32 protein-coding genes are annotated in these 26700 nt (G+C 61.1%); 18 read left to right on the top strand and 14 right to left on the bottom strand.

Annotated features, from left to right (window positions below; all coding sequences use genetic code 11):
* The first annotated feature begins 121 nt into the window (after positions 1–121).
* The 3 genes from rnd to AC1Q9F_RS06260 all read left to right on the top strand — a co-directional run bounded on the left by rnd (position 122) and on the right by AC1Q9F_RS06260 (position 2584).
* A complete protein-coding gene (gene rnd, locus AC1Q9F_RS06270; protein WP_007958043.1) occupies positions 122–1255 on the top strand; it encodes a ribonuclease D in 1134 nt (377 codons plus the stop codon).
* A complete protein-coding gene (locus AC1Q9F_RS06265; protein WP_007958052.1) occupies positions 1252–1545 on the top strand; it encodes a YcgL domain-containing protein in 294 nt (97 codons plus the stop codon). Before rnd ends, AC1Q9F_RS06265 begins: the two co-directional genes overlap by 4 nt.
* A gap of 106 nt (positions 1546–1651) precedes the next feature.
* Positions 1652–2584 carry a D-2-hydroxyacid dehydrogenase gene (locus AC1Q9F_RS06260; protein ID WP_007958054.1) on the top strand — a complete coding sequence of 311 codons (933 nt, stop codon included), beginning with the start codon at positions 1652–1654 and terminating at the stop codon, positions 2582–2584.
* A 140-nt stretch (positions 2585–2724) separates the two neighbouring features.
* On the opposite strand, the gene AC1Q9F_RS06255 is transcribed toward AC1Q9F_RS06260, so the two are convergent.
* Entirely contained in the window at positions 2725–3318 is a 594-nt protein-coding gene (locus AC1Q9F_RS06255) for a nitroreductase family protein (protein WP_085605592.1), read from the bottom strand.
* 279 nt (positions 3319–3597) lie between these two features.
* Between AC1Q9F_RS06255 and AC1Q9F_RS06250 the strand changes: the two genes are divergently transcribed.
* Together AC1Q9F_RS06250 and AC1Q9F_RS06245 are read left to right on the top strand one after the other, a co-directional pair.
* The gene (locus tag AC1Q9F_RS06250; protein ID WP_007958058.1) at positions 3598–4047 is read left to right on the top strand and encodes a YcgN family cysteine cluster protein; all 450 of its coding nucleotides are present in this window, start codon (positions 3598–3600) and stop codon (positions 4045–4047) included.
* A 20-nt stretch (positions 4048–4067) separates the two neighbouring features.
* Positions 4068–5297: a hypothetical protein gene (locus AC1Q9F_RS06245; RefSeq protein WP_492619750.1), complete on the top strand. Its 1230-nt coding sequence runs from the start codon at positions 4068–4070 to the stop codon at positions 5295–5297.
* Between the two features lie 3 nt (positions 5298–5300).
* On the opposite strand, the gene AC1Q9F_RS06240 is transcribed toward AC1Q9F_RS06245, so the two are convergent.
* The 4 genes from AC1Q9F_RS06240 to AC1Q9F_RS06225 all read right to left on the bottom strand — a co-directional run bounded on the left by AC1Q9F_RS06240 (position 5301) and on the right by AC1Q9F_RS06225 (position 7536).
* Positions 5301–5678 (bottom strand): YgaP family membrane protein, encoded by a 378-nt coding sequence (locus AC1Q9F_RS06240; protein WP_007958064.1) that lies wholly within the window; start codon positions 5676–5678, stop codon positions 5301–5303.
* 81 nt (positions 5679–5759) lie between these two features.
* The gene (locus AC1Q9F_RS06235) at positions 5760–6230 is read right to left on the bottom strand and encodes an RNA methyltransferase (RefSeq protein WP_007958066.1); all 471 of its coding nucleotides are present in this window, start codon (positions 6228–6230) and stop codon (positions 5760–5762) included.
* A gap of 198 nt (positions 6231–6428) precedes the next feature.
* A complete protein-coding gene (locus tag AC1Q9F_RS06230; RefSeq protein ID WP_007944009.1) occupies positions 6429–6800 on the bottom strand; it encodes a YajD family HNH nuclease in 372 nt (123 codons plus the stop codon).
* Positions 6801–6849: 49 nt separating this feature from the next.
* Entirely contained in the window at positions 6850–7536 is a 687-nt protein-coding gene (locus AC1Q9F_RS06225; protein WP_011332930.1) for a spermine/spermidine synthase domain-containing protein, read from the bottom strand.
* A 79-nt stretch (positions 7537–7615) separates the two neighbouring features.
* Here AC1Q9F_RS06225 and AC1Q9F_RS06220 point away from each other — a divergent pair, with 79 nt between their 5' ends.
* Positions 7616–7900 (top strand): hypothetical protein, encoded by a 285-nt coding sequence (locus tag AC1Q9F_RS06220; RefSeq protein ID WP_039772629.1) that lies wholly within the window; start codon positions 7616–7618, stop codon positions 7898–7900.
* Here AC1Q9F_RS06220 and AC1Q9F_RS06215 read toward each other — a convergent pair.
* Together AC1Q9F_RS06215 and AC1Q9F_RS06210 are read right to left on the bottom strand one after the other, a co-directional pair.
* The gene (locus AC1Q9F_RS06215; protein WP_262194407.1) at positions 7897–8370 is read right to left on the bottom strand and encodes a cyclic nucleotide-binding domain-containing protein; all 474 of its coding nucleotides are present in this window, start codon (positions 8368–8370) and stop codon (positions 7897–7899) included. The two genes, AC1Q9F_RS06220 and AC1Q9F_RS06215, sit on opposite strands and share 4 nt — an antisense overlap.
* Positions 8371–8478: 108 nt before the next feature.
* Positions 8479–10533, bottom strand: a complete 2055-nt coding sequence (locus AC1Q9F_RS06210; RefSeq protein WP_492619751.1) for a S9 family peptidase — start codon at positions 10531–10533, stop codon at positions 8479–8481.
* Positions 10534–10632: 99 nt separating this feature from the next.
* On the opposite strand from AC1Q9F_RS06210, the gene AC1Q9F_RS06205 reads away from it, so the two are divergent.
* The 3 genes from AC1Q9F_RS06205 to AC1Q9F_RS06195 are packed head-to-tail and all read left to right on the top strand — an operon-like array spanning position 10633 to position 12482.
* Positions 10633–11133 carry an MFS transporter gene (locus AC1Q9F_RS06205; RefSeq protein ID WP_492619752.1) on the top strand — a complete coding sequence of 167 codons (501 nt, stop codon included), beginning with the start codon at positions 10633–10635 and terminating at the stop codon, positions 11131–11133.
* 16 nt (positions 11134–11149) lie between these two features.
* Positions 11150–11926 (top strand): class II glutamine amidotransferase, encoded by a 777-nt coding sequence (locus tag AC1Q9F_RS06200; RefSeq protein ID WP_025110635.1) that lies wholly within the window; start codon positions 11150–11152, stop codon positions 11924–11926.
* A gap of 13 nt (positions 11927–11939) precedes the next feature.
* Complete coding sequence (locus AC1Q9F_RS06195) at positions 11940–12482, top strand: DUF2937 family protein (RefSeq protein ID WP_007956487.1); 543 nt, start codon at positions 11940–11942, stop codon at positions 12480–12482.
* A 34-nt stretch (positions 12483–12516) separates the two neighbouring features.
* On the opposite strand, the gene AC1Q9F_RS06190 is transcribed toward AC1Q9F_RS06195, so the two are convergent.
* Positions 12517–13428, bottom strand: a complete 912-nt coding sequence (locus AC1Q9F_RS06190) for a LysR family transcriptional regulator (protein ID WP_492619753.1) — start codon at positions 13426–13428, stop codon at positions 12517–12519.
* A gap of 146 nt (positions 13429–13574) precedes the next feature.
* Here AC1Q9F_RS06190 and AC1Q9F_RS06185 point away from each other — a divergent pair, with 146 nt between their 5' ends.
* The 4 genes from AC1Q9F_RS06185 to AC1Q9F_RS06170 all read left to right on the top strand — a co-directional run bounded on the left by AC1Q9F_RS06185 (position 13575) and on the right by AC1Q9F_RS06170 (position 17287).
* Positions 13575–14861, top strand: coding sequence for an MFS transporter (locus AC1Q9F_RS06185; RefSeq protein ID WP_492619754.1), 1287 nt, complete (start codon positions 13575–13577; stop codon positions 14859–14861).
* 61 nt (positions 14862–14922) lie between these two features.
* Positions 14923–15675 carry a 5-oxoprolinase subunit PxpA gene (locus tag AC1Q9F_RS06180; protein WP_492619755.1) on the top strand — a complete coding sequence of 251 codons (753 nt, stop codon included), beginning with the start codon at positions 14923–14925 and terminating at the stop codon, positions 15673–15675.
* A complete protein-coding gene (locus AC1Q9F_RS06175; RefSeq protein ID WP_492619756.1) occupies positions 15672–16376 on the top strand; it encodes a 5-oxoprolinase subunit B family protein in 705 nt (234 codons plus the stop codon). Before AC1Q9F_RS06180 ends, AC1Q9F_RS06175 begins: the two co-directional genes overlap by 4 nt.
* Entirely contained in the window at positions 16373–17287 is a 915-nt protein-coding gene (locus tag AC1Q9F_RS06170; RefSeq protein WP_492619757.1) for a 5-oxoprolinase subunit C family protein, read from the top strand. Before AC1Q9F_RS06175 ends, AC1Q9F_RS06170 begins: the two co-directional genes overlap by 4 nt.
* Before the next feature lie 37 nt (positions 17288–17324).
* On the opposite strand, the gene AC1Q9F_RS06165 is transcribed toward AC1Q9F_RS06170, so the two are convergent.
* Both AC1Q9F_RS06165 and AC1Q9F_RS06160 read right to left on the bottom strand, forming a co-directional pair.
* Positions 17325–18503: a vWA domain-containing protein gene (locus tag AC1Q9F_RS06165; protein WP_492619758.1), complete on the bottom strand. Its 1179-nt coding sequence runs from the start codon at positions 18501–18503 to the stop codon at positions 17325–17327.
* Positions 18504–18515: 12 nt separating this feature from the next.
* A complete protein-coding gene (locus AC1Q9F_RS06160) occupies positions 18516–19361 on the bottom strand; it encodes an AAA family ATPase (RefSeq protein WP_007911294.1) in 846 nt (281 codons plus the stop codon).
* A 200-nt stretch (positions 19362–19561) separates the two neighbouring features.
* Here AC1Q9F_RS06160 and AC1Q9F_RS06155 point away from each other — a divergent pair, with 200 nt between their 5' ends.
* Together AC1Q9F_RS06155 and AC1Q9F_RS06150 are read left to right on the top strand one after the other, a co-directional pair.
* Positions 19562–19777: a DUF4160 domain-containing protein gene (locus tag AC1Q9F_RS06155; protein ID WP_492619759.1), complete on the top strand. Its 216-nt coding sequence runs from the start codon at positions 19562–19564 to the stop codon at positions 19775–19777.
* The gene (locus AC1Q9F_RS06150) at positions 19765–20265 is read left to right on the top strand and encodes a DUF2442 domain-containing protein (RefSeq protein ID WP_492619760.1); all 501 of its coding nucleotides are present in this window, start codon (positions 19765–19767) and stop codon (positions 20263–20265) included. Before AC1Q9F_RS06155 ends, AC1Q9F_RS06150 begins: the two co-directional genes overlap by 13 nt.
* On the opposite strand, the gene AC1Q9F_RS06145 is transcribed toward AC1Q9F_RS06150, so the two are convergent.
* Complete coding sequence (locus tag AC1Q9F_RS06145) at positions 20262–21338, bottom strand: DUF748 domain-containing protein (RefSeq protein WP_492619761.1); 1077 nt, start codon at positions 21336–21338, stop codon at positions 20262–20264. The two genes, AC1Q9F_RS06150 and AC1Q9F_RS06145, sit on opposite strands and share 4 nt — an antisense overlap.
* Positions 21339–21466: 128 nt before the next feature.
* On the opposite strand from AC1Q9F_RS06145, the gene cysK reads away from it, so the two are divergent.
* Complete coding sequence (cysK, locus tag AC1Q9F_RS06140) at positions 21467–22441, top strand: cysteine synthase A (protein WP_207985343.1); 975 nt, start codon at positions 21467–21469, stop codon at positions 22439–22441.
* A gap of 187 nt (positions 22442–22628) precedes the next feature.
* Entirely contained in the window at positions 22629–23567 is a 939-nt protein-coding gene (locus AC1Q9F_RS06135) for an aspartyl/asparaginyl beta-hydroxylase domain-containing protein (protein ID WP_207985344.1), read from the top strand.
* 56 nt (positions 23568–23623) lie between these two features.
* Here the strand turns inward: AC1Q9F_RS06135 and AC1Q9F_RS06130 are convergent, their stop codons facing one another.
* Together AC1Q9F_RS06130 and AC1Q9F_RS06125 are read right to left on the bottom strand one after the other, a co-directional pair.
* Complete coding sequence (locus AC1Q9F_RS06130) at positions 23624–23824, bottom strand: hypothetical protein (RefSeq protein WP_207986275.1); 201 nt, start codon at positions 23822–23824, stop codon at positions 23624–23626.
* Complete coding sequence (locus AC1Q9F_RS06125) at positions 23821–24366, bottom strand: hypothetical protein (protein WP_039772608.1); 546 nt, start codon at positions 24364–24366, stop codon at positions 23821–23823. The genes AC1Q9F_RS06130 and AC1Q9F_RS06125 overlap by 4 nt, the downstream gene beginning before the upstream one ends.
* A gap of 451 nt (positions 24367–24817) precedes the next feature.
* Here AC1Q9F_RS06125 and AC1Q9F_RS06120 point away from each other — a divergent pair, with 451 nt between their 5' ends.
* Positions 24818–25681, top strand: coding sequence for a DMT family transporter (locus AC1Q9F_RS06120; protein ID WP_007956520.1), 864 nt, complete (start codon positions 24818–24820; stop codon positions 25679–25681).
* A 58-nt stretch (positions 25682–25739) separates the two neighbouring features.
* Here the strand turns inward: AC1Q9F_RS06120 and AC1Q9F_RS06115 are convergent, their stop codons facing one another.
* Positions 25740–26648, bottom strand: coding sequence for a DMT family transporter (locus AC1Q9F_RS06115; protein WP_102717537.1), 909 nt, complete (start codon positions 26646–26648; stop codon positions 25740–25742).
* Positions 26649–26700: the final 52 nt, after the last annotated feature.

The following is a 26700-nucleotide window of genomic DNA, read 5'->3' as shown; positions in this document are numbered from 1 at the left end:
CTCACTCTGTAAGACTATTCTTTCCCTCAGGCAGGAGATTTCATCAAGCTCTTGCCCTGTAGAGGCGCGGAAAGCGCCGGTGGCGATATATACTGCGCGCCATTCTTGAAGGGAGAGCCGTGTGGCCATCGATATTCACTGGATTCGCGACAACGATAGCCTCGCGCAGTTTTGCGCCGAGTGGCAGCAGCTGCCGTTCGTTGCCCTCGACACCGAATTCATGCGGGTCGACACCTTCTACCCGATTGCCGGCCTGTTGCAGGTCGGCGACGGCAAACGCGCTTATCTGATCGACCCGCTGACCATCAACGCCTGGCAACCCTTGGCCGCGTTGCTGGAAAACCCGGCGGTGCTCAAAGTCCTGCACGCCTGCAGCGAAGACCTCGAAGTCCTGCTGCGCCTGACCGGCAGCCTGCCGGCGCCGCTGTTCGACACCCAACTGGCCGCTGCCTACCTGAACCTCGGGTTCTCGATGGGCTATTCGCGTCTGGTGCAGGAAGTGCTCGGCATCGAACTGCCGAAGGGCGAAACCCGTTCCGACTGGTTGCAGCGTCCGTTGTCCGACACGCAAATCAGCTATGCCGCCGAAGACGCCGTGCATCTGGCGGAGGTTTTCGTACAACTGCGTCCGAAACTGTCCGACGACAAATTCGCCTGGGTGCTGGAGGACGGCGCCGAACTGGTCGCCAACCTGCGCCGCGAGACCGATCCGTACGAGGTGTATCGCGAGGCCAAACTGGCGTGGAAACTGTCCCGCGCCCAACTGGCCGTGCTGCGTGAGCTGTGTGCCTGGCGTGAACGCGAAGCCCGCGCCCGCGACTTGCCGCGCAACCGCATCGTCCGTGAACACTCGCTGTGGCCGCTGGCCCGGACCCAACCGGACAACCTCAGCGCGCTGGGCAAGATCGAAGACATGCACCCGCGTACCGTGCGTCAGGACGGCGAGTTTCTGCTTGATCTGATCAAGCGCTCTGGCAGTGTGGGGCCTGATCAATGGCCGCCAGCCGTGCCGGAGCCGCTGCCGATCGAAGCCGCCGCGCTGATCAAACAGCTGCGGGCGCTCGGTCAGGCCGAAGCCGAACGTCTGGGCATCGCGCCGGAACTGATGCTGCGCAAGAAAACCCTCGAAGCGCTGGTCAAAAGCGGCTTCCCCGAGGGCCCTTACCAATTGCCTGATTCGCTGCGTGGCTGGCGCCGCGAATTGATGGGCCAGAAGCTGCTCGACAGCCTGGCCACCGCCGGAGAACAGCCTTGAAACGTATTTGTTCCATTTACCAAAGTTCGAAGAAAAGCGGCATGTACCTGTACGTGCTCAAGAGCGATGCGCTGGAGCGCGTGCCGGAAGGTCTGATGGCGGCGTTCGGCAAGGCCAAGCATTCCTTCGACCTGGTGCTGACCCCCGAGCGCAAGCTGGCCAGCGAAGACATCGCCGTGGTCCTGGAAAACCTCGAAAAGCAGGGCTATCACCTGCAAATGCCACCGGCCGAGGAAGAGTACATCGAGCACTTGCCCGAAGAGTTGCTGCGACGCAACGACCCGGTCTGATCCGCGAGGCCCTGTCCTGGGCCTCTTGTAACCCCTGGAACGGTTTTTACGGCGACGGCTGCCACGAAGTGGGCGGCCGCCTGCACGGTTTGCGAAAGGTTTGAAGATGCGCGTTCTGATTGCTGAACACGACCACGCGATATACGCCCGACTGCTGCGTCAGGCAGCCCCGGAGCTGGAAGTGCTGACCAGCGGCGACTCCGCCGAACTGGCCCGCCAGGCCGTCGATTGCCCGGTGTGGCTGGGGCAGCCGGATCTGCTGGCGACCCTGCTGCGTCAGGGCCATCAGCCACAATGGCTGCAATCGACCTGGGCCGGGATCACGCCGCTGCTGGCCGACGGCCTGCGCCGGGATTACCGCCTGACCCGGGCGGTCGGCATTTTCGGCCAGGTCATGGCTGAATACGTGCTGACCTACATGCTCGGCCACGAGCGCGAAGTGCTGGCGCGGCTGGTCAGCCAGGTCGAGCGCAAGTGGGACAACCGCACCGGCCAGAGTCTGGTCGGACGCAAAGTGCTGATCGTCGGCACTGGTGACATCGGCCAGAGCGTGGCGCAGTTCCTGCTGCCGTTCGGCGTCGAGTTGTACGGCATCGCCAGCAGCGCCCGCGAACAGGCGCCTTTTGTCGAAGTCGGTTCGATGGCGGACTTGCCGCGTCTGGTGGGCGAGGCGGATTACGTGGTCAATCTGCTGCCCAACACCGAGCACACCCACGATATCTACGACGCGGCGCTGTTCAAGCAATTCAAGCCGACCGGGTTGTTCATCAACGCCGGGCGCGGTGTGGCCGTAGTCGATGCGGATCTGGTCGAAGCGTTGAAGGAAGGCCATCTGGCCGGCGCGGTGATCGACGTTTGCCGTCAGGAACCGCTGCCGCAACGGCATCCGTTCTGGACCGCGTGGGGCTTGCTGCTGACCGGGCACAGCTCGGCGCCGACCTCTCCGCCGATGATGGTGCAGTTGTTTCTGGATAACTTGCGGGCGTATCAGGCGGGAGAGGCGTTGCGCGGGGAAGTGGATTTCGCACGCGGTTACTGATTCGTCGCGATAAAAACGGTGGGAGCGAGCTTGCTCGCGAAGAGGTCAGTACATTCAACGAAGATGTTGAATCAACCGACGCCTTCGTCGGATCGCCGCCCGGACCAAGCTCGCTCCCACAGTTCATTTTGCAGTGTGGCTTAGAGGGTGAAATCGCCTTCAGCCGCCAGTTCGCTCAGCGGACGACGCGGGCTCGGCGTTTCACGTGCTTGCAGGTAATCCGCCAGGGTTGCCTTGTCACCCAGCTTGCCCACCGCAACGGCGGCGTGCAGCGCATAACCTTCCGGAATGTTCAGCTCCTTGCGGGTCAGCTCCTGATCGAAGCCGGCCATGCCGTGGGTGTGCCAGCCGCTCAGGCTCGCTTGCAGCGCCAGATGACCCCACGCGGAACCGGTGTCGAAGGTGTGCCACAGCGCTGGCGTTTCCTCGGTCGCGCCCGGTGCGGTGAAGGTGGTTTTCGAAATCACGATCACCAGCGCCGAAGCGTGCTGGGCCCAGCTGCGGTTGAACTCATTGAGCAGGCCCAGGTAACGCTCCCAGTTTGGCGTGTCGCGACGGGCGTAGAGAAAACGCCACGGCTGCGAGTTGTACGCCGATGGCGCCCAGCGCGCGGCTTCGAAGAAGCTCAGCAGGGTTTCTTCGGAAATCGCTTCGCCGGTGAAGGCGCGGGGCGACCAGCGATCGGTGAACTGCGGGTGAATGGCGTATTCGGCAACGCGAGGGTTGGCACTCATCGAGAGATTCCTTGCTACGTTTGAGGACAGGTTGGAAGCGAAACCCGGCGGGATCAGTTGGGCTGAACGATGGGGTTGTGGCGCAAGCCAGCAGTTCACCGGATGCAACGTGGTCGAGCGTTTATGGCATCCGGCAAAGGCCTGGTGAGACCGGCAAAGCTACTTGGCCGCGCAAAAACTGACAAGCCCCGCACAACCGGCAGTCGCCAGCGCTTGGCCCACGGGGCCTTGGGCACTAGACTGGCGGCCTTTTCACCACCTGATGTTGATGCTTGAGCCATGGCCGCCAAAGTCGAACCGTTCTGGATACGCAAAACCCTCGATCAACTCGATCACGAGGAATGGGAATCGCTTTGCGACGGTTGTGGCCTGTGCTGCCTGCAGAAGCTCGAGGATGAAGAAGACAACAGCGTCTATTACACGCGCATCGCCTGCAAACTGCTGGATCTGAAAACCTGCCAGTGCAGCGATTACCCGAACCGCATGAAGTTTGTCCCGGACTGTATCCAGCTCACTCCGGGTCAGGCCGAAGAGTTCAAATGGCTGCCGCCGACCTGCGGTTATCGGCTGGTCAGCGAAGGCAAGGATCTGCCGCTGTGGCATCACCTGGTCTGCGGTGATCGCGACGCGGTGCACCACGAACGGATTTCCCAGTCCGGGCGCATGCTAGCCGAAGGCAGCGTGCCGGAAGACGACTGGGAAGATCACCTGATTTTCCGCGCAGGTTAACGATTGACCAAGGAGCAGGTATGGCGACGGGATTGCGCCGGGCGCTGATCGTCACGCTGCTGGCGCTGAGTGCGCCGGTGTGGGCGGCGAAGAAAGTCGATCTGGATTATCAGGTACGCCTGCTGCCGCAGAGCGATCAGGCCGAAGTGCGCCTGACCCTCGCCAAAGGAGAAGCGGTGCGCAGTCTGGATTTCGACCTTGGCGATGGCAGCCACTACAGCGACTTCAAGGCTGACGGCCAGTGGCAACTGACGCCGGGCCAACACGCACGCGGCGTATGGCGCCCGACGGCGGACAAGGCCAGCCTGACCTACCGCGTGCGCATCAGCCACGGCCGCAAGAACGGCAGCTTCGACACGCGCATGACCCCGACCTGGGCGTTGATGCGCGGCGATGAACTGGTGCCGCCGGCCAGGCTCGACCAACAGGACGGCATCGAACTGGTCGCGCGCCTGCACTTCGAATTGCCCGATGGCTGGAAAAGCGTCGAAACCGCCTGGCCGCGCATCGGCAAGAACAAATTCCGCATCGACAATCCGTCACGCCTGTTCGACCGCCCGACCGGCTGGATGCTCGCCGGCCACCTCGGCAGCCGCCGCACCCGGCTGGGGGAAACCGAAGTCACCGTGGCCTCGCCGCAAGGGCAGGGCATGCGCCGGATGGATGTGCTGACGCTGCTGACGTTCGTCTGGCCGCAAGTGCAGGCGGTGTTTCCGCGCCATCCGAGCAAACTGTTGATCGTCGGTGCCAACGACCCGATGTGGCGCGGCAGCCTGGCGGCACGGGAGTCGATCTACCTCAACACGCGGTTGCCGCTGGTCAGCGAAAGCGGCAGCAGCGCTCTTGTGCGCGAGTTGGCGCAGGTGTGCGGACGGATCAACGACGAGCAGCGCAGCGACTGGATCAGCGAGGGTTTTGCCGAGTATTACGCGATCGAACTGGTGCGCCGTGCCGGCGGCATGAGCGACGAGCGTTATCAGGCGTTGCAGGCGAAGCTGGCCAAGGACAGCCAGAAGGTCACGACTTTGCGCGGCGAGCAGATCAGCCCGGCGCAGCTGTCGAAAGCAGTGCTGCTGTTGCAGGAGCTGGACGGCGAGATTCGCCTGAAGACCCGCAACAAGCGCTCGCTGGATGACGTGCTGCGCGGGGCGATGCACCTGGGGACGGTGGACACCAAAGAGTTCGTGCAACTCGCCGAAAGCATTCTCGGCGAGTCGTCCAAAGTCCTTGATACCGGGTTGCTTCGGTAGCGGTCAGACCCCGGCTTTCGGCGATTTCACCGAGTCATTGCCGGTCACGGTGGCGGTCTTCGTCGCCGCTTCGGCATTGGCTTTGAGCTTGCTCAGCTCTTCACCGGCCCGCTCGATCTTTGCCCGGACGTTGTTCATGTCCTGACGGCTTTTCTCCAGCAGACTTTTCACCGAGCTGTGGCCGGTGATGCCGCGGGCCATGGCCACGCCGCCAATCGCCACCTGAATCAGCCCGAATACGCCGCCGCGGCGCAGGCCCTTGCCGACCATGATCACGCCGCCGGCCAGCGAGCCGATGCGCTCCCAGCCTTCGACGTTCTGCTCGGAACGACTCTGGAACGGGGTGGATTCGATACGCTCGACGCGTTTGAGCTCGGTCATGATCTTTCTCCAGGCAATGAGTAATCGATAAACAAGCTGACTGCGCAGGCGGTCAGCTCGTTCCATCGGATATGCGGTGTTTCAGCGGAATTTCGGCCCGGAGCGGGTGTTCAGGCCTTTGGCCATGCGGTCGTAAAGCACGACGTTGACCGTGGCGGCGAGGTTCATGCAGCCGGTGGTCGGGATGTATACGACGTCTTCGCACCAGTCGCGGATCTCTTGATCCAGCGAACCGTCTTCGGGGCCGAAGATGTACAGGGCGCGATCGGGGTGGGTGTATTCCGGCAGCGGGCGGGCGCCGTCGACCAGTTCCACGGCGACCGGGACGCAGTTGAGCGGCAGGATCTTTTTCAGGTCATCGATGCCGATCAGCGGGATATCGTAGTGCACGCGCTTGGTGTCGGTGACGAAGTCGGCGGCGCGCTCATAGCGCTTGCCGGTGTAGAACACGGTCGACACGCCGTAGCAGCCTGCGGCGCGCATCACCGAACCGACGTTTTCCGGTGATTTGGGGTTATACAAACCAATGCAGCTGTACCGTTTGTCTGCCACGAGCGGGGTGCCTTCGGGAAAAAGAGGGCGATTATACGGGGATTGGGGGAGGGGTGTTCAGTTTGAGATTGGCGGTGTCCGAGACACCGCCATCGCTAGCAAGCTAGCTCCCACAGTGATCTCTGTCGTTCACAAATCCTGAGTACACCAGAGAAACCTGTGGGAGCGGGCTTGCCCGCGAAGAGGCCGTGAAGATCTTCAGTCTTCTTTCTTCATCAACCCGGCCAGCGCCGCAAACGGATTGTGCGTGGCCTTGGCGATTTTCGGCGTGCTCAGCGAGCCTTCGCCGAAATACTGCTGGTCGGTGTAGCGCGAGTGTTCGTTGTCGTGGCAATACAGGCACAGCAGTTCCCAGTTGGAACCGTCCTGCGGGTTGTTGTCGTGGTTGTGGTCGCGGTGGTGCACGGTCAGCTCGCTCAGGCGCTTGCCGGAAAACTCACGGGCGCAGCGGCCGCACACATGCGGGTACATCTTCAGGGCCTTGTCGCGGTAGCCCATTTCCTTGTCGCGCTGGTTGTCGGCGAGGATGCGATCCAGCTTCGAAGTGTTGGTCGGGGTGGACGAACTCATGGGTTCACCTTTGTAGAAAGACTAATGACGGTTATGAGGCAAGTTTAGCTCAGCCCTTGAGCTTCTCGGCAATCCAGATCGTGTGGCGCGTGCCCTTGTTGCCGTGGGCGAAGACCTGGACTTCCTCGGCCTTGAAACCGGCCTTCTTCAATTTGTCGGAAAACTGCCGGTCGGCGCTGGCCGACCACACCGCCAGCACGCCTTTGGGCCGCATCGCCTTGGCGCACGCGGCCAGGCCTGCGGCGGAATACAGCCAGCTGTTGGCTTTCTGGGTCAGGCCTTCGGGGCCGTTGTCGACGTCGAGCATGATTGCGTCGAAACCGTTCGGCTCGCTTTGCAGCACCTTCGCCACGTCTTCCTGACGGATCACCGTGCGCGGGTCGAGCAGCGGGCGCCCGGACTTTTCGCCGAGCGGGCCGCGGTTCCACTCAACCACGCCGGGCACCAGTTCGGCGACCACCACTTCGGCGCTCTTGCCCAGATGCTTAAGTGCGGAGGCGAGGGTGAAGCCCATGCCCAGGCCGCCGATCAACACGCGCGAGTTCGGCCGGCCGGCGACCTTGCGGCACGGGATCTCGGCCAGCGCGTCTTCGGAGCCATGCATGCGGGTGTTCATCAATTGGCCGCCGTCGCCGCCCTGGATCTTGATGACGAAATCCTCGCCATACTCGAACAGGCACAGGGCGCCACCGTTGTCAGGGATCGGCGTGGTGTCGAGCAGAACGAAACGTTTCATGGAAATCTCTACAGGGGGGAAGGCAAGCCGGCGCGTTGGGAGTAGCCTGAAGGCAGACTTCAGGCCAACGGAGCCCTTGATGAAGCGCACCATTCTAACGGTCATTACCCTGGCCGCGCTCTCGATAACTGCCGTACAGGCGCAACAGACGATTCCCGTCAGCCCGACACCGCAACCGGGCTCGCCCGGTACTGCGACGCCAACCCCGTATCCGCAGATCAGCCCGGTGCCGATTCCCAAGGCCGGCCCCGGCAGTGGCGGCCCGCCGCTGGTGCCGATCGAAATGCCCAGCCCGCCGACCAAGGATCAGCCATTGCCGGGCCTGGAACAGAACGACAGCAAACCCAAATCCCCGGGAGGCTAGATCTGCTGGGCGGCGAGCTGGCCGTCGGCCATGCGCAGGCGTTTGGAGAGGGAGACAGCGAGGGCGCGGATGATCTTGGCGGCGATCTTCGGCGCATCGTTGAGCATTTTTTCCAGCGAGTCCTTGCCGAGGTTGAGCAACTGACAATTGCTCGCCGCCACGCATGTTGCCGAGCGGCGTTCGCCGTCGAGCACGGCCATTTCGCCGAACGCCCGGCCGCTGCGCAGCGTGGCCATGGTCACGACCTGGCCGTCGGCGCCGGTTTTCTGCACGGCCACCTGGCCGGTGTGGATGATGCACATGAAACTGCCGGCATCGCCTTCGCGAAAGATCGCTTCACCTTCAGCTACGGTGCTGATGCTGAAGTAGCCCGAAGCGGCGGCAAAATCCGCCAGCTGCAATTGATCGAACAGGCCGCAGTCCATCAGCCAGTCGCGGATTTCGTTGTTCAGTAGAGTGGGTTCTGACATGTCGTGCGGTCTTTTTGTTGTGTCGGGTGGCAGGCTCGCCACCGGGGGCCGATCTACTTATCGGCTCCCGGTGCCCGGAATTAAGACCTGACTGACCGGCGGAGTTCCTCAGGCAATGCCCAGAACCTTGAAAACAAATGCATATTCGAGCGCTACGTCACGTAATCCCTGATAACGCCCGCTCATGCCGCCGTGGCCGGCGCCCAGTTCGGTCTTGAGCAGCAATGGATTGTCATCGGTCTTGGTCGCGCGCAACTTCGCCACCCACTTGGCCGCTTCCCAGTACTGCACGCGGCTGTCGTTGTAGCCGGCGATCACCAGTGTTGCGGGATACGTCTGTGCAGTGACGTTTTCGTACGGCGCGTAGGCCTTGATTCGCTCGTAGACGTCCGGCTCTTCGGGATTGCCCCACTCGTCGTATTCAGTGACGGTCAGCGGCAGATCCGGGTCGAGCATGGTGTTGAGCACGTCGACGAACGGCACTTCGGCAATCGCCACGCCGAACAGGTCCGGACGCTGGTTGAGCACCGCGCCGATCAGCAAACCACCGGCGCTGCCGCCGCTGATCGCCAGTTGTGGCGCGGTGGTGATGCCGTTGAGGATCAGGAATTCGGCGCAGGCAATGAAGTCGCTGAAGGTGTTGTGCTTGTGCTCCTGCTTGCCGGCGCGGTACCAGGCTTCGCCCAGCTCGCCGCCACCGCGCACGTGGGCGATGGCAAACGCCATCCCGCGATCCAGCAGGCTCAGGCGGGCGTGGGAGAACCACGGATCGAGGCTCGAACCGTAGGCGCCGTAACCGTACAGGTACAGCGGCACCGCTTTGCCGACCATTTCCCGTTTCATCACCAGGCTGATCGGCACCTGGGTGCCGTCCGGCGCGGTCGCCCACAGGCGCTGGCTGACGTAGGCGTCGGCGTCGAATGGGCCCAGCACCGGGGTTTCCTTGAGGACGGTCTGTTCGCCGGTGGCGAGGATCAATTGCCGAACCTGAGCTGGACGATTCAGCGCTTCATAGCGCAGGCGAATGCGGTCGCTTTCGAATTCAAGGCTGTTTTGCACGTAGAGGCTGTAGGCCGCGTCCGGTAATTGCACGCGATAAGGCGCCAGACCGTGTGGGCGAACCTCGATGATCGGCAGGCCACCTTCGCGCAGGCTCAGGGTCAGGGCTTCGGCATTGAGGGTCACGCCATCGAGCATCACCGAATCGCTGTGCGGGATCAGGTTCTGCCAGTCGGCTTCGCTCGGTGCGATGCCGGTGTCCGGCGCCTGATACAGGGCGAAGTTGATGCCGTCGCGGTTGGTGCGGATGAACCAGGTCCACTCGCCGTCGAGCTTGCCGTGATCGACGTCATATTCGTGATCCTCGACCCGTGGCGCCAGGCAAGTGAACGGCTGGTGCGGCTGATTGGCGTCCAGCGCCCAGACTTCGCTGGTAGTCTTGCTGCCCAGCGACAACAGCAATTGCTGCTCGGAGCTGGCGCGGTAGCAATGCAGGAAGAAGCGGCCGTCCGGCTCGTGGAAGACCTCTTCGGCAGCGGTGCCGTCGAGGCGGTAGCGGAACAGTTTGTGCGGACGATGGGTGTCGTCGAGCACGCCGAAGAACAGCGTGAGGCTGTCGTTGGCCCAGGTCATGCTTCCGTCGCAGTCCTGGAATTCCAGTTCGCTGACACGCTCGCTGGATAATTCCTTCACGAACAGGGTGTAAATCTCGTCGCCCGAGGCATCGACGCTGTAGGCCAGGCGCTGGTGATCCGGGCTGATGCTGAAGGCACCGAGGGAGAAGAAGCCGCCGTTGGCCAGGGCGTTCGGATCGAGCAGCAGCTGTTCGCGGCTTTCGTCGAGGGTCAGGCTGTCGTCGGCCGGGCGCGGGCAGCGGTAGTGACGGGCGTATTCATCACCCGCAGTGGTGCGGGTGTAATACAGGTACGGGCCCCATGGCGAGGGGAGGGACAGATCGGTTTCGAGGATCCGGCCCTTGATCTCTTCGAACAGGGTTTCGCGCAGTTCGGCCTGATCGGCGGTCTGCGCCTGCTGATAGTCGTTTTCAGCCTTGAGGTAGTCGAGCACCGCGTCGGTGTCGCGTTCCTGCAGCCAGGCGTACGGGTCGTGACCGGCGGCCTTGTGGGCAATCGGGGCGCTGCTGACGTTGGCGGATACGGGCATGGAAAGCTCTCGGACATGACAAATAAGGGCCGCACGGACGGCGGGGAAGCCTGACGTGCGAAAAGTCGTTACTATAAGCGCCTCTTTGCCTGCCTTGCCATGGACACCATGACCGAGAACGACTATCTGATCGCCTGGGGCCTTTACGCCTTTGCCGCCGTGGGCTGCCTGCTGGTGTGGATGCGCATGACCCGCTGGATGTGGCGCTGGCTGCGTGAGCCGCTGCGTGTATTGATGGCGGTATTGCTGTTCAGCCCGACCATCATTGACCCGGTGAAGGAAAAATTCGCCCCGGCCATCGCCATCACCGCGCTGGATCTGGCGTTCAAGGTCGGCAACAACGCCTGGCGCGCGATTTCCGAGCTGCTCATGTACGCCATGATCGTGTTCGGCCTGTACCTGATTTTCGTGCTGATCCGCCTGCCGATCGAACGCGCCTCCAAGGCTCGCCGGGAGCAGGCTGAAGCCGCTCGCGCAGTCGCCCGGGCCGATGACGAGCGTGACGGCGATCAACCGTTCGGCGGCGCCGGCGATGATCGTTATGGTCGTCCACCGCTGCCGAGCAATCCGCAGCGTCGGCGCGTCGAGCCGCGTCTGTAATCACGAGAGTCCGCACATGTGTGAATTACTGGGCATGAGTGCCAACGTGCCGACCGACATCGTGTTCAGCTTCACCGGGCTGATGCAGCGCGGCGGTCGCACTGGCCCGCATCGCGACGGCTGGGGTATTGCCTTCTACGAAGGTCGTGGGCTGCGACTGTTCCAGGACCCGGCGGCCAGCAGCGAGTCGGAAGTCGCCAATCTGGTGCAGCGTTATCCGATCAAAAGTGAAGTGGTCATCGGTCATATTCGTCAGGCCAACGTCGGCAAGGTCTGCCTGTCCAACACCCACCCGTTCGTCCGCGAACTGTGGGGGCGCAACTGGTGCTTCGCCCACAATGGCCAGCTCGCCGACTTCACTCCGATCAAGAGTTTCTACCGCCCGGTCGGCGATACCGACAGCGAAGCGGCGTTCTGCGATTTGCTCAACCGCGTACGTGCAGCGTTTCCGGAACCGGTCGATATAGAGGTGCTGCTGCCGGATCTGGTCGCGGCCTGCGCCGAATATCGCAGCAAAGGCGTGTTCAACTGCCTGCTCAGCGACGGCGACTGGCTGTTCTGCTATTGCTCGACCAAACTGGCGCAGATCACCCGACGCGCACCGTTTGGCCCGGCGCGGCTCAAGGATGTCGATGTGATCGTCGATTTCCAGGCCGAAACCACGCCCAACGACGTGGTGACGGTGATTGCTACCGAACCCTTGACCGAAAACGAAACCTGGACCCGCTACGAACCGGGCCAATGGAGCCTGTGGCGACGCGGCGAATGCGTCAGTCAGGGCACGACCGAATAAGGATTGCACCCCCATGTTGCTCAGTTATCTACGGCTGGTGTTGTTTGCGGCGGGCCTGTTGATCGGTGTCCAGGTGCCGGGCTTCATCAACGATTACGCCAAGCGGGTCGAAGCGCACCTGATCGAGGCGCAGACCGGTCTGCGCGGCTTCCAGGGCACCGCCGAGCAGTTTTTCAAGGGTGATATCCAGGCACTGGTCGCCCACTATCGCGCCAGCGAAGACCCGGTGTTTCGCAGCGATGCCGACAGCCTGAGCACCTTGCTCAACCGTCAGTTGGCGCTGGACAAGCAATTCCAGGCGATGCAGGGCCCGTGGTACATCCGCTTCCTGCAAGTGGTGCTGGCCGCCGATCCGGACATCCGCAAGGAAACCTGGAACGGTTACAGCTACCAGATCCTGCTGACGCCGGAGGCGATGATCTGGGGCATGAGCGGCGCGCTGCTGCTGTCGTTCGGTCTTGAATGCCTGTTCCGTCTGATCGACTGGGTGGTGCTGGGCGGCAAGCGCCTGCGTCAGAGCCGGCCGATCGAAGACCGGGATGTGCGCGGGCTGTAAGCTTCGATGCATCGTTCCCACGCAGTGGGAACGATCAACTTAAAGCGATGTAATCCTTGCCCACCTTGCGCGCATACCCCTCCAGCACCTGCTGGCACAGCGTCACGATCTCCTCGACCCATTCCACACCCACCCGCCACGACACCACCACCTGCAGATTCGGCGGGCGCTGTTCGATGTCGAGCAGAGTCAATTCGCCCCGCGCCAGTTCCTCGGCCACCAGCACCGGCGGCAACGCGCCAATACCGAAGCCATCACGCAACAGCCGGGTGATCGCCGACACCGAATTCACACAGTTCAACCGTGGCGCCAGCACACCCTGGGCCTGCATCAGCGCGAGAATGTCCTGATGCGGCCGGGAGTTTTTCGAGTAGGTGATGATCCGTTCCTGGGCCAGGTCGGCGAGGTTTGCGTAGTCGCGGTTGTAGATCGAATTACTGGCGACGATCCAGCCAATGGGATGGCTGGCCAGCTCCAGGCTGCGCACGCTTTCCTGGCGTACCAGATCGGTTTGCAGGATCAGATCGAGAAAGCCTTTTTGCAGCTGATCGCAGAGGTTCAGCGAGGTATCCGCCACCAGCTCGATTTCCACCCGTGGGTACAGATCGGTCATCTGCGCCACCAACGGGCTGAGCCAGGTGTGAATCACTGTGTCCATCACGCCGATGCGCACCCGGCCGACCTTGCTCGAACGAGTCTCGATCGACTGCTTCAGCGCCTGCATCGTGTCGAGCATCTGCTCGGCATAGTCCAGCACCTTCAAGCCTTCAGGCGTCAGGCTGACGCCGCGTGAATCACGCAGGAACAACTTCACCCCGAGCTCGCCTTCGAGCACCGCGATCCGGCTGGAGATCGAGGCCTGGGTGGTGAACAGCTTGTCGGCGGTCAGGCGAAAACTTTTCAGCCGGGCGACCCAGACGAAGGTTTCGAGAAACTTCAGGTTCATGGCAACAAATTTTTCTTATGTCTTGGGCGGGTTTTTATTCGTTGGACGCGACCGGGTGACGCACCCAAGAATCGACGCATCCGGTTCCCACGATAGGCGTCGTCGGAGCTTCGAACAAGACCAATAAAAGCCTGCGGAGACATGCCATGAGTGCGCCCGACACCCTCGACCTCCCCAAGACTGCGGCCCGTCCCGGCCCGTTCGACTGGTATCGCAACATCAATCAGCAAGAGCGCCGCACCTTCTGGAGCTGCAAGATCGGCTACGGTCTGGACGGCATGGACACCCAGATGCTCAGCTTCGTGGTGCCGACCCTGATCGCGATGTGGGGCATAACCACCGGCGAAGCCGGCCTGATCCACACCAGCACCCTGATCGCTTCGGCCATCGGTGGTTGGGTGGCGGGGATTCTTTCCGACCGCATCGGCCGCGTGCGTACCCTGCAACTGACGGTGCTGTGGTTTGCCTTCTTCACTTTCCTCTGCGGCTTCGCTCAAAACTACGAACAACTGCTGATCGCCCGCACCCTGATGGGCTTCGGTTTCGGCGGCGAATGGACCGCCGGCGCAGTGCTGATCGGTGAAGTGATTCGGGCCAAGGATCGCGGCAAAGCGGTAGGCATGGTGCAATCGGGCTGGGCGCTGGGTTGGGGGCTGACGGCGATCCTGTATGCGCTGCTGTTTTCGGTGCTGCCACCGGAAGATGCCTGGCGCGCATTGTTCATCTTCGGCATCGTGCCGGCGGTGTTCGTGATTTTCGTCCGCCGTCTGGTGAAAGACCCGGAGATCTACCGCGAAGCCAAAGCCAAGCAAACTCCGGACAGCCCTTCGAAGTTCTACGAGATCTTCGCCCCCGGCATGCTCTTCACCACGATCCGCGCCTCGCTGCTGACCACCGGCGCCCTCGGCGGTTACTACGCGATCACCTCTTGGCTGCCGACTTTTCTGAAGAACGAACGCGGTTTGAGCGTACTCGGCACTGGCGGTTATCTGGCGATGGTGATTGTCGGTTCCTACGTCGGTTATGTGATCAGCGCCTATTTGACCGACCTGTTGGGCCGCAAGAAGAACTTCATCCTGTTCGCGGTCGGCTCGTTCACCATCGTTCTGCTCTACACCCAATTGCCGGTCAGCAACGGCGTGATGCTGTGGTTGGGTTTCCCGCTGGGCTTCTTCGCCTCGGGGATTTTCAGTGGCATGGGCGCGTTTCTCACCGAGCTGTTTCCAACGCGGATTCGTGGTTCGGGCCAGGGCTTCTGCTACAACATCGGCCGGGCGCTGGCGGCATTGTTCCCGCTGCTGATCGGCCTGCTCAGCCAGAAAGTGCCGCTGAGCGTAGGCATCGGTGCCTTTGCGGCGGTGTCCTACGGCGTGGTGATCCTCGCGGCGTTGAGCCTGCCGGAAACCCGTGGCAAGCAACTGGACGCGCAGTAACTGATAACCTGCGACAACTGTCCTACAGCATAAAAAGACAACAGCTACAGGAGTGTTCACCGTGAGCCGCCTGCTATTGAACTGTGACATCGGCGAGAGCTTCGGCAACTGGACCATGGGTCTGGACGCGGAAGTCATGCCCTTCATCGATTGCGCCAACATTGCCTGCGGCTTCCACGCCGGCGACCCGAGCATCATGCGCAAGACCGTCAGCCTGGCCCTGAGCCACGGCGTGCAGATCGGCGCGCATCCGGCCTATCAGGATCTGGTGGGGTTCGGCCGACGTTCCATGGCTTACACCGCCCAGGAACTGCAAGACATCCTGCATTACCAGATCGGCGCCCTCGACGGCATTTGCCGTGCCCAGGGTGGCAAAGTCAGTTACGTCAAACCCCACGGCGCGATGTACAACGACATGATGGCCAACCCGGCGCAGTTGCGGGCGGTGATTCAGGCTGTCGCGGCTTACGATCGCAGCTTGCCGCTGATGCTGATGGCCACCCGCGACAACACGGCAGCCCAGCAACTCGGTGACGAATACGGCGTGACCCTGTGGTTCGAAGCCTTCGCCGACCGCGCCTACGACAGCGCCGGCCGACTGGTCTCGCGACAACTGCCGGGCGCGGTGCACCACGATTCCGAAACCATCATCGGGCAAGCGCTGACCATCGCTCGTGGCGACAACCTCACCGCCAGCGACGGCAGCGCGCTGCACCTGCAAGCCAACACGCTGTGCGTGCACGGTGACAACGCCAGCTCGGTGGCCGCTGTGGAACGCATTCGTCAGGCCTTGAACGAGCAGAGCGCGCCATGAATCCGCGGGTGGAAGTGGTGGCACTGGATTGCCTGATGCTGCGTCTGTTCGATGAAATCGCCGAAATCAACATGCCGTGGATGCTCGCCGCCAGCGAGCGGTTGCGCACGGTGTTCGGCGAGCATCTGATCGATCTGGTGCCGTCGTATACCACGTTGATGGTGCATTACGACCTGACCGAATTGAATCCGGGTCAGGCCCGGGAATTGATCGCCGAAGCGCTGATCGACCTGTCGCCGAATGCGCGCACCGGCGGCCAGTGTCATGTGCTGCCGGTGTGGTACGACCTTAGCGTCGGACCGGAATTGAGCCTGCTGTCGCAACGCAGCGGTTTGTCGGTGGAAGAAGTGATCCGCCGTCACAGCGCTCGGGAATATCAGGTGTTCGCGCTCGGATTCGCACCGGGGTTTGCCTTCATGGGGCTGGTGGAAGAAGTTCTCGCGGCACCACGTCTGAATACCCCGCGCAAGAAAGTCGCCGCCGGCAGTGTCGGCATCGCCGAGCGGCAGACGGCCGCGTATCCGGTGGTGTCTCCCGGTGGCTGGAACCTGATCGGTCGCACGCCGGCAAAACTGTTCGATCGTGAGCGCGATGGCTACAGCCTCATGCAGCCCGGCGATACCGTGCGTTTCGAAGCGGTGAGTCATGCCGAATTCATCCGTCTCGGCGGTGACGACACGCCTCTGGAGGCCCTGGCATGAGCCGACTGACGATTGAAGCGAGCACGCCGTTGTGCCTGTTGCAGGATGCCGGACGATTTGGCGTACGCCATCTGGGCGTGACCCAGGGCGGCGCGGCGGATTGGCGGTCGATGGCCTGGGCCAACTGGCTGCTGGGCAATGGCCTGGACTTGCCGGTGATCGAAATCACCCTCGGCGGGTTCACGGTGGTGGCTGAAGAAGATTGCTTGCTGGCATTGGCGGGTGCCGATCTTGGCGCGCAGATCGATGGTGAATCGCTGAAGCCGTGGCGCAGTTTCAAATTGCGCAAAGGGCAGACCTTGAAGTTCACTCAGCCGTTGCTGGGGGCGCGGGCCTATCTGGCGGCGCCCGGCGGTTTCAGTGCGCCGAAAGTGCTGGGCAGCAGCGCCACGGTGGTGCGTGAGGAACTGGGTGGCCTCGATGGTTTTGGTTTGCCGTTGGCCAAGGGCGCTTCGCTGAGTTATCAGGGCGAAACCCTGTTGGTGCGTGAGGTCCTGGCAGAGCATCGACCGGACCTGCGCCTCGACGCGCCGCTCGATCTGGTGCTCGGCGCGCAGATCGGTCAGTTCAGCGGCCAGAGCCTGTTCGACGCATTCAACAGTGCCTGGACATTGGACAGTCGCGCCGATCGCATGGGTATTCGGTTGCTGGGGACGGCGTTGCAGTATCAGGGCAAACCGATGATTTCCGAGGGCATTCCGCTGGGCGCGGTGCAGGTGCCGCCGGACGGACAGCCAATCGTGTTGCTCAATGATCGGCAGACGATTGGCGGTTATCCGCGATTGGGAGCGTTGACGCCGTTGGCACTGGCTCGACTGGCGCAGTGTCTGCCGGGAGCGAAGGTCAGGTTGCGCCCGGTGGTACAAGAAGTTGCACACCGGGAGCATGTCGAATATCTGAAGCGCTTTTGATTGTTTCCCCCGCCGCTGGCGGGGGAGCCATTGCGGATTACTTGGACAGAAACCGCATCCCTTCTTCCAGCCCGCGCAAGGTCAGCGGATACATCTGGTCCTCGATCAAATCCCGCACGATATTGGTCGACGAGGTGTAGCCCCACGTGTCCTTCGGGTACGGATTGATCCAGATAAGCTTCTTGTACTTCTCCATGAAGCGCTGCATCCACACGTAACCCGGCTCTTCGTTCCAGTGCTCGACGCTGCCGCCGGCCTGGGTGATTTCATAAGGCGCCATTGCGGCGTCACCGATGAAGATCACTTTGTAGTCGGCGCCGTACTTGTGCAGCAGGTCCTGGGTCGAGGTGCGCTCGGAAGTGCGGCGCATGTTGTTCTTCCACACCGATTCATAAATGAAGTTGTGGAAGTAGAAGTACTCCAGATGCTTGAACTCGGTCTTGCAGGCCGAGAACAGTTCCTCGCAGATCTTCACGTGGGCGTCCATCGAGCCGCCGATGTCGAACAGCAGCAACAGCTTCACCGTGTTGCGCCGCTCGGGGCGCATCTGGATGTTCAGCAGGCCGGCATCCTTGGCGGTGTGGTCGATGGTGCCGTCGATATCCAGTTCTTCCGCCGCGCCCTGACGAGCGAATTTACGCAGGCGGCGCAAGGCGACCTTGATGTTGCGGGTGCCCAGTTCCACGGAGTCGTCGAGGTTCTTGTACTCGCGCTGATCCCAGACTTTCACCGCTTTGCCCTGGCGCTTGCCAGCATCGCCGACCCGGATGCCTTCCGGGTTGAATCCGCCGGAGCCGAACGGGCTGGTGCCGCCGGTGCCGATCCATTTGTTGCCGCCGGCGTGGCGTTCCTTCTGTTCTTCCAGGCGTTTCTTGAACTCTTCGATCAGCTTGTCCAGACCGCCGAGGGACTGGATCTGCGCGCGTTCCTCGTCGGTCAGCGAGCGCTCGAATTCCTTGCGCAGCCAGTCTTCGGGAATCAGCGCCTGCAAGTGATCGTCGAGTTTTTCCAGGCCGTTGAAGTAGGCGCCGAACGCACGGTCGAACTTGTCGAAATGCCGTTCGTCCTTCACCAGAATCGCCCGCGACAAGTAGTAGAACTCGTCCATGTCGGCGAAGGTCACGCGCTGTTTCAGCGCGTTGATCAGGTCGAGCAGCTCGCGCACCGACACCGGCACCTTGGCTGCACGCATTTCATTGAACAGGTTGAGAAACATGGCATCAGCCTCTTAGCGGGTGCCGCGACGGCTCATGAACGCCAGGCGCTCAAGCAGTTGCACGTCCTGTTCGTTCTTCACCAGCGCACCGGCCAGCGGCGGGATGGCTTTGGTCGGATCGCGTTCGCGTAGCACCGCTTCGCCGATGTTGTCGGCCATCAGCAGCTTCAGCCAGTCGACCAGTTCCGAGGTCGATGGCTTCTTCTTCAGGCCCGGCACCTTGCGCACGTCGAAGAATACGTCCAGCGCTTCGCTGACCAGATCTTTCTTGATGTCCGGGTAGTGAACGTCGACGATTTTCTGCAGGGTGGTGCGGTCGGGGAAGGCGATGTAATGGAAAAAGCAGCGGCGCAGGAACGCGTCCGGCAGCTCTTTCTCGTTGTTGGAGGTAATGATGATGATCGGACGCTTTTTGGCCTTGATCGTCTCGTCGATCTCGTAAACGTAGAACTCCATCTTGTCGAGTTCTTGCAGCAGGTCGTTGGGGAACTCGATGTCGGCCTTGTCGATTTCGTCGATCAACAGAATCACGCGCTCTTCGGACTCGAACGCTTCCCAGAGCTTGCCCTTCTTCAGGTAGTTACGCACGTCGTGGACTTTTTCATTGCCCAGTTGCGAGTCGCGCAGACGGCTGACCGCATCGTACTCGTACAGGCCCTGATGGGCCTTGGTGGTGGACTTGATGTGCCAGGTGATCAACTTGGCGCCGAACGATTCGGCCAGTTGCTCGGCGAGCATGGTCTTGCCGGTGCCCGGTTCGCCCTTGACCAGCAGCGGCCGCTCCAGGGTGATGGCGGCGTTGACCGCCAGCTTCAGGTCATCGGTGGCGACGTAGGCCTGGGTGCCTTCGAACTTCATCTGCTAATCCTCGAACGGTAACGCCGACCTGAACGGGCAGGGCGGGGGCGAAATAATCGGATGCCCGACTATAACGCGCGGCCCGGTCGACTGTGAACGCAGACGGCTTATTCAGTCTCTGAATGGGGCGTCACATGTTGACTCAGTTTCGGCACGAGGCCAGTATTCAGGTATCGCCGATTTGGCGATAGCCTTCGGGCATGACTAGCAAATACCGATTTCGCGAAAAATACCGCATTCAGTTGCGTGAGAAGGATCACCCGCCACCCCATGTTCACCTGACCGGTGGTGGAGTGGATGTGATGCTGAGCCTGGAAACCGTCGAGGCACCGCCACTGATCGTCAAGGAAGCGTTGGCGTGGGTTTCGGCCCATCAGACGCAATTGCTGGAGGACTGGAAACGATGTTACCCATGAAGCGGCCACGGTTGGCGGCAGTGCAGGCTCTTGGCGATGCTTGCCTGTCGCTGACCTTTATTGATGGCCAACGGCTGAACCTGGATTTGAGCCGCGATCTGCAAACCTATCCGGCGCTCGCTCCTCTACTGGACGCTGAAGTGTTCGCAACCGCTGAGTTGGGTGACGACGGCTGGAGCGTGGAGTGGCTGGAACCGGATATCCAGATTGGTGCCGATACCTTGTACCGGGACGCGCTCGCACAAAATTCGCCCGATGAAAACACACGGATTTTCATGGGCTGGCGCGCTCGCACCGGTTTACCGTTGAATGAGGCAGCCGAAGCGTTGGGTGTCAGCGCCCGCAGCATCAGTCGCTACAGTAACGGTCGTGAAGCGGTGCCACGATCATTGGCCCTGGCCTGTCTGGGCTGGGATTCATTGCAGGAGAAGCCTGCACTGATCGCGGCAGAGGATACCGGGCACTACATCGTCAACCGTAAAACTTAGCCCGCATCCGGCTTCGGCCGTTCATACCGGGCATTGAAGGCCTGAATGAACCCGTTGCGCAAAATCTGCAAAAACGCTTCGAACGCGTTGATATCTTGCTGGTGCACGCTGCCGCTGAGTTCGACCTTGGTGGCGAACTGGTTCTTGCCCTGGTTTTTCAGCACGGTTTCCGTGCCGCCGACCAGTGCTTCCCAGATCGAGCGGAAGATGCCCTTGTTCTTGTTCTCGACATCCTGCTGCCAGTTGAACACGTCGACGTCGCGCAGCAGCGGTTTGATGTAGCCCTTGAGCTGGCCCTTGGTCGTGGCGGCTTCGATGACCACGTCGCCGTGGCCGGCGTTGAAGTCGAATTTGCCGTAGGCCGAGGCGAAGTCGTTCATGCGTTTGAGTTCGATGTCCCGGGCCCGCAGGCGAAATTCGAAGTCTTCGAAATTGCTCAGCGGATCGAAGGTGGCTGTGGTTTCCAGCGGGGCATGGCCCAGCAGCAGGGCTTTGCCTTCGAAACGGGCGTCGCGTTTGCCCTTGGTGTCGACCACGTTGGTCAGGTTGTAGATGCTGGCGTCGACATTGGTCGCATTCATGTTCACCGGTGGTTTTGAGTTGAAGTTGCGAAAGCTGATGCGGCCATCGTTGATCTGCACCTCGTCGAGGGTGATCGGCAGCAGTTTGCCCAACTGCTCGCGCCAGTCGGTGCCTTTACCTGTCTGGGAGTTCTGCTTGTTGGCCCCGCCATCGACGAAGTTCACCTGCGGTTTGAAGAACTTCACCTGCGCCACCACCGCATGGTCGTACCACAGCGAGTGCCAGCTGACAGACAGGTCGATCAGCGGCGCATCGACGAACGGCACCGGCACCTTGCCGTCGACCTTGACGATCTTCAGGCCGTTGATCTTGTAGGCCCCGCGCCAGAGTGCCAGGTCGACGTCGGTGATCTGGCCGCGGTAGTCGCCCATGTTGGCCAGTTTGTCATTCAGATAGTCGCGCACGAGGTAGGGCAGGGCGATGTGCAGAGCGACCAGCAACACCACAACAGTGGCGAGAATCCACAACGGCCAGCGGTAGCGACGCTTCATGGCAGCAAATCCCGAACGGTGTAAAGCGATTGACTGCCGCCTGCCGCAGACGTTCGGCCCGACTGGACTGAGAGGGGCAACAGGCTTACCTTGGAGAGCTGAATTCAACGCTGCACAAGGACCCAGCCATGAGCCGTATTTTTGCTGACAACGCCCACTCCATCGGCAACACGCCGCTGGTGCAGATCAACCGCATCGCGCCCCGTGGCGTGACCATTCTGGCCAAGATCGAAGGTCGCAACCCGGGCTACTCGGTCAAGTGCCGGATCGGCGCCAACATGATCTGGGACGCCGAAAGCAGCGGCAAACTCAAGCCGGGCATGACCATCGTCGAGCCGACCTCGGGCAACACCGGCATCGGCCTGGCATTTGTCGCTGCCGCTCGCGGTTACAAATTGCTGCTGACCATGCCGGCCTCGATGAGCATCGAGCGGCGCAAGGTGCTCAAGGCGCTGGGTGCCGAGCTGGTGCTGACCGAGCCGGCGAAAGGCATGAAGGGCGCTATCGAAAAGGCCAACGAAATCGTAGCCAGTGATGGGGGCAAATACTTCATGCCCGCTCAGTTCGATAACCCGGCCAACCCGGCCATCCACGAAAAAACCACCGGCCCGGAAATCTGGAACGACACCGATGGCGCCATCGATGTGCTCGTGGCGGGCGTCGGCACCGGCGGAACCATTACCGGTGTGTCGCGGTATATCAAGAATACGGCGGGTAAACCGATTCTGTCGGTGGCGGTGGAACCGGTGTCTTCGCCGGTGATTACCCAGGCGCTGGCGGGCGAAGAGATCAAGCCGAGCCCGCACAAGATTCAGGGCATCGGCGCCGGTTTCGTACCGAAAAACCTTGATCTGTCGATGGTTGACCGGGTCGAGCTGGTGACGGATGACGAGTCCAAGGCCATGGCCCTGCGACTGATGCAGGAAGAGGGGATCCTGTGTGGCATTTCCTGCGGTGCGGCCATGTCGGTGGCGGTGCGCCTTGCGGAGACCCCGGAAATGCAGGGCAAGACCATCGTCGTGGTGCTGCCGGATTCCGGTGAGCGTTATTTGTCTAGCATGCTCTTCAGCGATCTGTTCACCGATCAGGAGAACCAGCAGTAAGTGGCGTGTTGATTCAGGTCAGCCAAGGTTCAGGATTGTTATGTTAAGAAGTGCTTTGTTGCGCAATTTTTAACACTGAATCCTGAATCGGGCGGGTTTTTCCCGGAGCCGGTAGTGTTTATCATGGCCGGCCGCCATGTCGGGTAAATGACATTGCGCAGTGTTGTCTTTTTTCAAGGAGTTGTTGATGACCTTTCCGTTTGCCGCCAAGGCGTTGGTGTTGTTGCTGTTTCTGGGCAGCACGCTCTATGTGCATTTGCGCGGCAAGGCGCGTTTGCCGATGCTGCGTCAGTTCGTCAACCACTCGGCGCTGTTTGCCCCCTATAACGCCTTGATGTACCTGTTCTCGGGCGTGCCGTCCAAACCGTATCTGGACCGCAGCAAGTTTCCGGAACTGGACGTGTTGCGCGATAACTGGGAAACCATTCGCGACGAGGCGATGCACCTGTTCGACGAGGGTTATATCCGCGCCGCCGAGAAGAACAACGACGCCGGTTTCGGCTCGTTCTTCAAGAAGGGCTGGAAGCGTTTCTACCTCAAGTGGTACGACAAACCGCTGCCATCGGCCGAAGCCCTGTGCCCGAAAACCGTGGCGCTGGTCAGTGCCATCCCCAACGTCAAAGGCGCGATGTTCGCGTTGTTGCCGGGCGGCAGCCATTTGAACCCGCACCGCGATCCGTTCGCCGGTTCCCTGCGTTATCACCTCGGCTTGTCGACGCCGAACTCCGACGACTGCAGGATCTTCGTCGACGGTCAGGTCTACGCCTGGCGCGACGGTGAAGACGTGATGTTCGACGAAACCTACGTTCACTGGGTCAAGAACGAAACCGACAAGACCCGGGTCATCCTGTTCTGCGACATCGAGCGTCCGCTGAGCAATCGCCTGATGACCCGCATCAACCGCTTCATCAGCGCCTGGCTGGGCCGTGCCACGGCCCCGCAGAACCTTGACGACGAGCGCGTCGGCGGGATCAACCAGGCTTACGCGTGGAGCAAAAACTTCAGTGACAAGTTCAGCGGTAAGGTCAAACAGTGGAAACGCCGCAATCCAAAGGCCTACCGCGTGATGCGGCCGGTGCTGGCGGTGGTGGTGCTGACGTTGCTGGGGTATTGGCTGTTTGGTTGAGGCTGGATTTAGAAGCATAAAAAACCGTTCGATTGAGCGGTTTTTTGTTTTCGGAATCAGGGACGGCCAGCAAGTAAGCTTGGTTCATCGATAGCGGTGCCGGTTGCAATGATCTGTAAGAGCCGTCGTTGACTGGCTGTCAGAACCGTCGGATCAGATTCACCCCTTATTGAAGGCGCTTTTTTCTTTCTGGGGGATTTTTTTATTTCTTTGCGCATATTCCCACCTTGGTTGATCAATATTTGAGCATTTTTCACAATACTAGGCTCCCTACTGTTTTGACAAGGCGACCCTCGTTATCCAAACCGAAGCCGAGTTGTTCGTAAATTGGTATTGCTCCCTGGAATGGTTCTTGAGCCTCGATCAAGCTACTGCCAATGATGCGGGCGTATTGCTCAATTGCCAGAACGGATAGCGGTGCAACACGGTTCTTCAATGGATGTGTTTCTCTTGGCCGCCCCTCCAGTCGTACGATTCGGATGCGTTGTCGACTTTTATTCGGGTTGGCAAAGCAAAGTCCGCACAGTTCAGATTCAAACCAGATTGCGATGTCGAGAGCGAGAGGTTCGCGCGCTTTCCATCCAATGACTTCTTCCCATGAAAAATGCGGGCTCTCCCAACACTCAAAAGCACTCAGCGCCAACGAGTCGATGGGTTCGAAACGTACTTTCGAAAGGTCAAGCGTTGTGGGACCAGCCATCTCCAGGTCAATCTGGAGTTGAGTCGTGGCAAGGCGGGCAAGCTTCCTGGCTTGCGATTTGTACAACTGATACCGCAGATGATTACGTTCCCTTGGCATATGATCTCGCGCATTCCATGTCCCCCATCAATGGTCGTTGCAATTGCAAACGAGCCTATGCGTCTGCCTCCTGCCTGTCGCTACTGGCCCTTTGTCCAAGTCATTGCAATCCATGTCCCGCGCTGGTTATAGTCGTCGCTCGTGAGTCCCACGACTCACCTTTCACCCCTTCAAAAAAAGATCAGCCCAGATGCCTGCATCCCTCATCAACGCGGTAGTCGATTCAGCGGTCAACGCTGGCGTCGTGCCGTGCGGGAATCAGCAGCCTGTGCAGATCAGTCATTACCCTCCACCTGTCAGTAGCACGCCGGTGTGCGCAGTCGTATCACCGCCGGGCGTTGGTGTTTCGGGCTGATCGGCGTTTTCTGCTGACCCCTGTGCCCGCCTGAAAAAACCTACTGAATTTCAGCTTCGGCTGAGTTGGCTATTTGCCTGACTACAGGTGGTATTCATGTTTGTCCTTTCGAAAAAGTCCGCGCTCGCGGCGGCGTCCACGAGCCTGTTCGTTCTGCTGTGGAGCAGCGGGGCGATCTTCTCCAAGTGGGGGCTGGCCCACGCTTCGCCTTTTGCCTTTCTACTGATCCGCTTTGTGATTGCCCTGTGCGGGCTGGTGCTGCTGGTGCCGTTGCTCAAGTTGAAACTGCCCAAGGGCGGCAAGCCGATGCTGTACGCGATGGCCACCGGTGTGGTGCTGTTGGGGGCTTATCAGATTTTCTATCTGCTGGCGCTGGACCTGAAGGTCACGCCCGGGGTGATGGCGACCATCATGGGCGTGCAACCTATTCTCACGGTGGTCATCATGGAGCGGCAGCGCTCGGCGAGCCGGATGTTTGGTCTCGCGCTGGGGCTGGCCGGTCTGATCATGGTGGTTTACCAAGGCATCGGTCTGGCCGGGATGTCGCTGGCGGGAATGCTGTTCGGTCTGCTGGCGCTGGCGAGCATGACCTTTGGCTCGATCATGCAGAAGCGCATCACCGACAATCCTCTCGGCACGCTGCCGGTGCAGTATCTGGCGGGGCTGTTGCTGTGCGGGATCTTCGTGCCGTTCCAGCCGTTTCACTTCGAGCACAGCGCAGGTTTCATCGTGCCGGTGTTGTGGATGGGACTGGTGGTTTCCGTGCTGGCGACGTTGTTGCTGTATCGACTGATCGCCCGGGGCAATCTCGTGAATGTCACCAGCCTGTTCTATCTGGTGCCGGCCGTGACGGCGGTGATGGACTACCTGATCTTCGGCAATCGCCTGGCGGCGTTGAGCGTGCTGGGGATGCTGTTGATCATCGTCGGTCTGGTGTTCGTGTTCCGTAAATCGGCCTAATCGCCGCGCATGAAAAAAGGCCCGGGAGGAAACTCCCGGGCCTTTGTGCATCTGCGAATCAGCGGGCGGTGATTTCTGCCGGCTTCACCACCGCGGGTTTCAACACCAGCCACAGCGCAATCGCGATCAGCACCCCGCCATACACGTGCGCCATCGACAGCGGTTCATCGAGAAACAGCGCTCCCCACAACACGCCGAACGGCGGAATCATGAAGGTCACGGTCATCGACTTCACCGGCCCGATGGAGCTCAACAGGCGGAAGTAAATGATGTAGGCAAACGCGGTGCAGCCCAGGCCCAGGCCCAGCAGCGACAGCCAGACATTCCAGCCACCCCAGCTCACCGGCGGCTGAGTGATGACGCTGTAACCGAACAGCGGCAACAGGAACAGGGTCGCACCGAGCATGCTGCCCAGCGCCGACAGACGACTGTCGAGCCCGCCGGCCTGATCCAGCCAGCGTCGGGCGAGGAACCCGGCGAAGCCATAGCAGGTGGTCGCGAGCAGGCAGGCAACGGCGCCCATCAGCAGGTGCAGATCGAACGCGACCGGGCCGGCGCGGGTCAGCACACCCACCCCGAGCAGGCCGAGGAACACCCCGGCGAGTTTGGCCAGCGTCAGTTTTTCACTGAAGAACAATCCGCCGATCAACACACCCATCAACGGCGTGGTGGCGTTGAAGATTGCCGAATAGCCGGCCGGCAACACTTGGGCGGCGACTGAATACAGCGTCGCCGGCACGCCGGAGTTGATCACGCCGAGCATCATCACGGTCTTGAGTTTGCCTTTGAAATCCCAGCTGATGCGCATCAGCCCGAGGATCACCAACAGGCCGACGGCGGCAATCGAAACGCGGAAGAATCCGGTCGGGACCGTACCGATCGCGGGAGCGATGATGCGCATGAACAGGAAGCTCGCGCCCCAGATGGCGGCCAGCGACAACATGCGGAAAATATCGACAGGGCTCACGGGCCACTCCTTCCTTGATCGGGACGAGAGTGTTGCCGAGGGCCCTGACGAA

This window comes from Pseudomonas sp. GW823-FHT04A03 (assembly GCF_058796615.1).
Note: the sequence above shows the minus strand (reverse complement) of the source record. Positions and strands in the feature narration are given on the sequence as shown.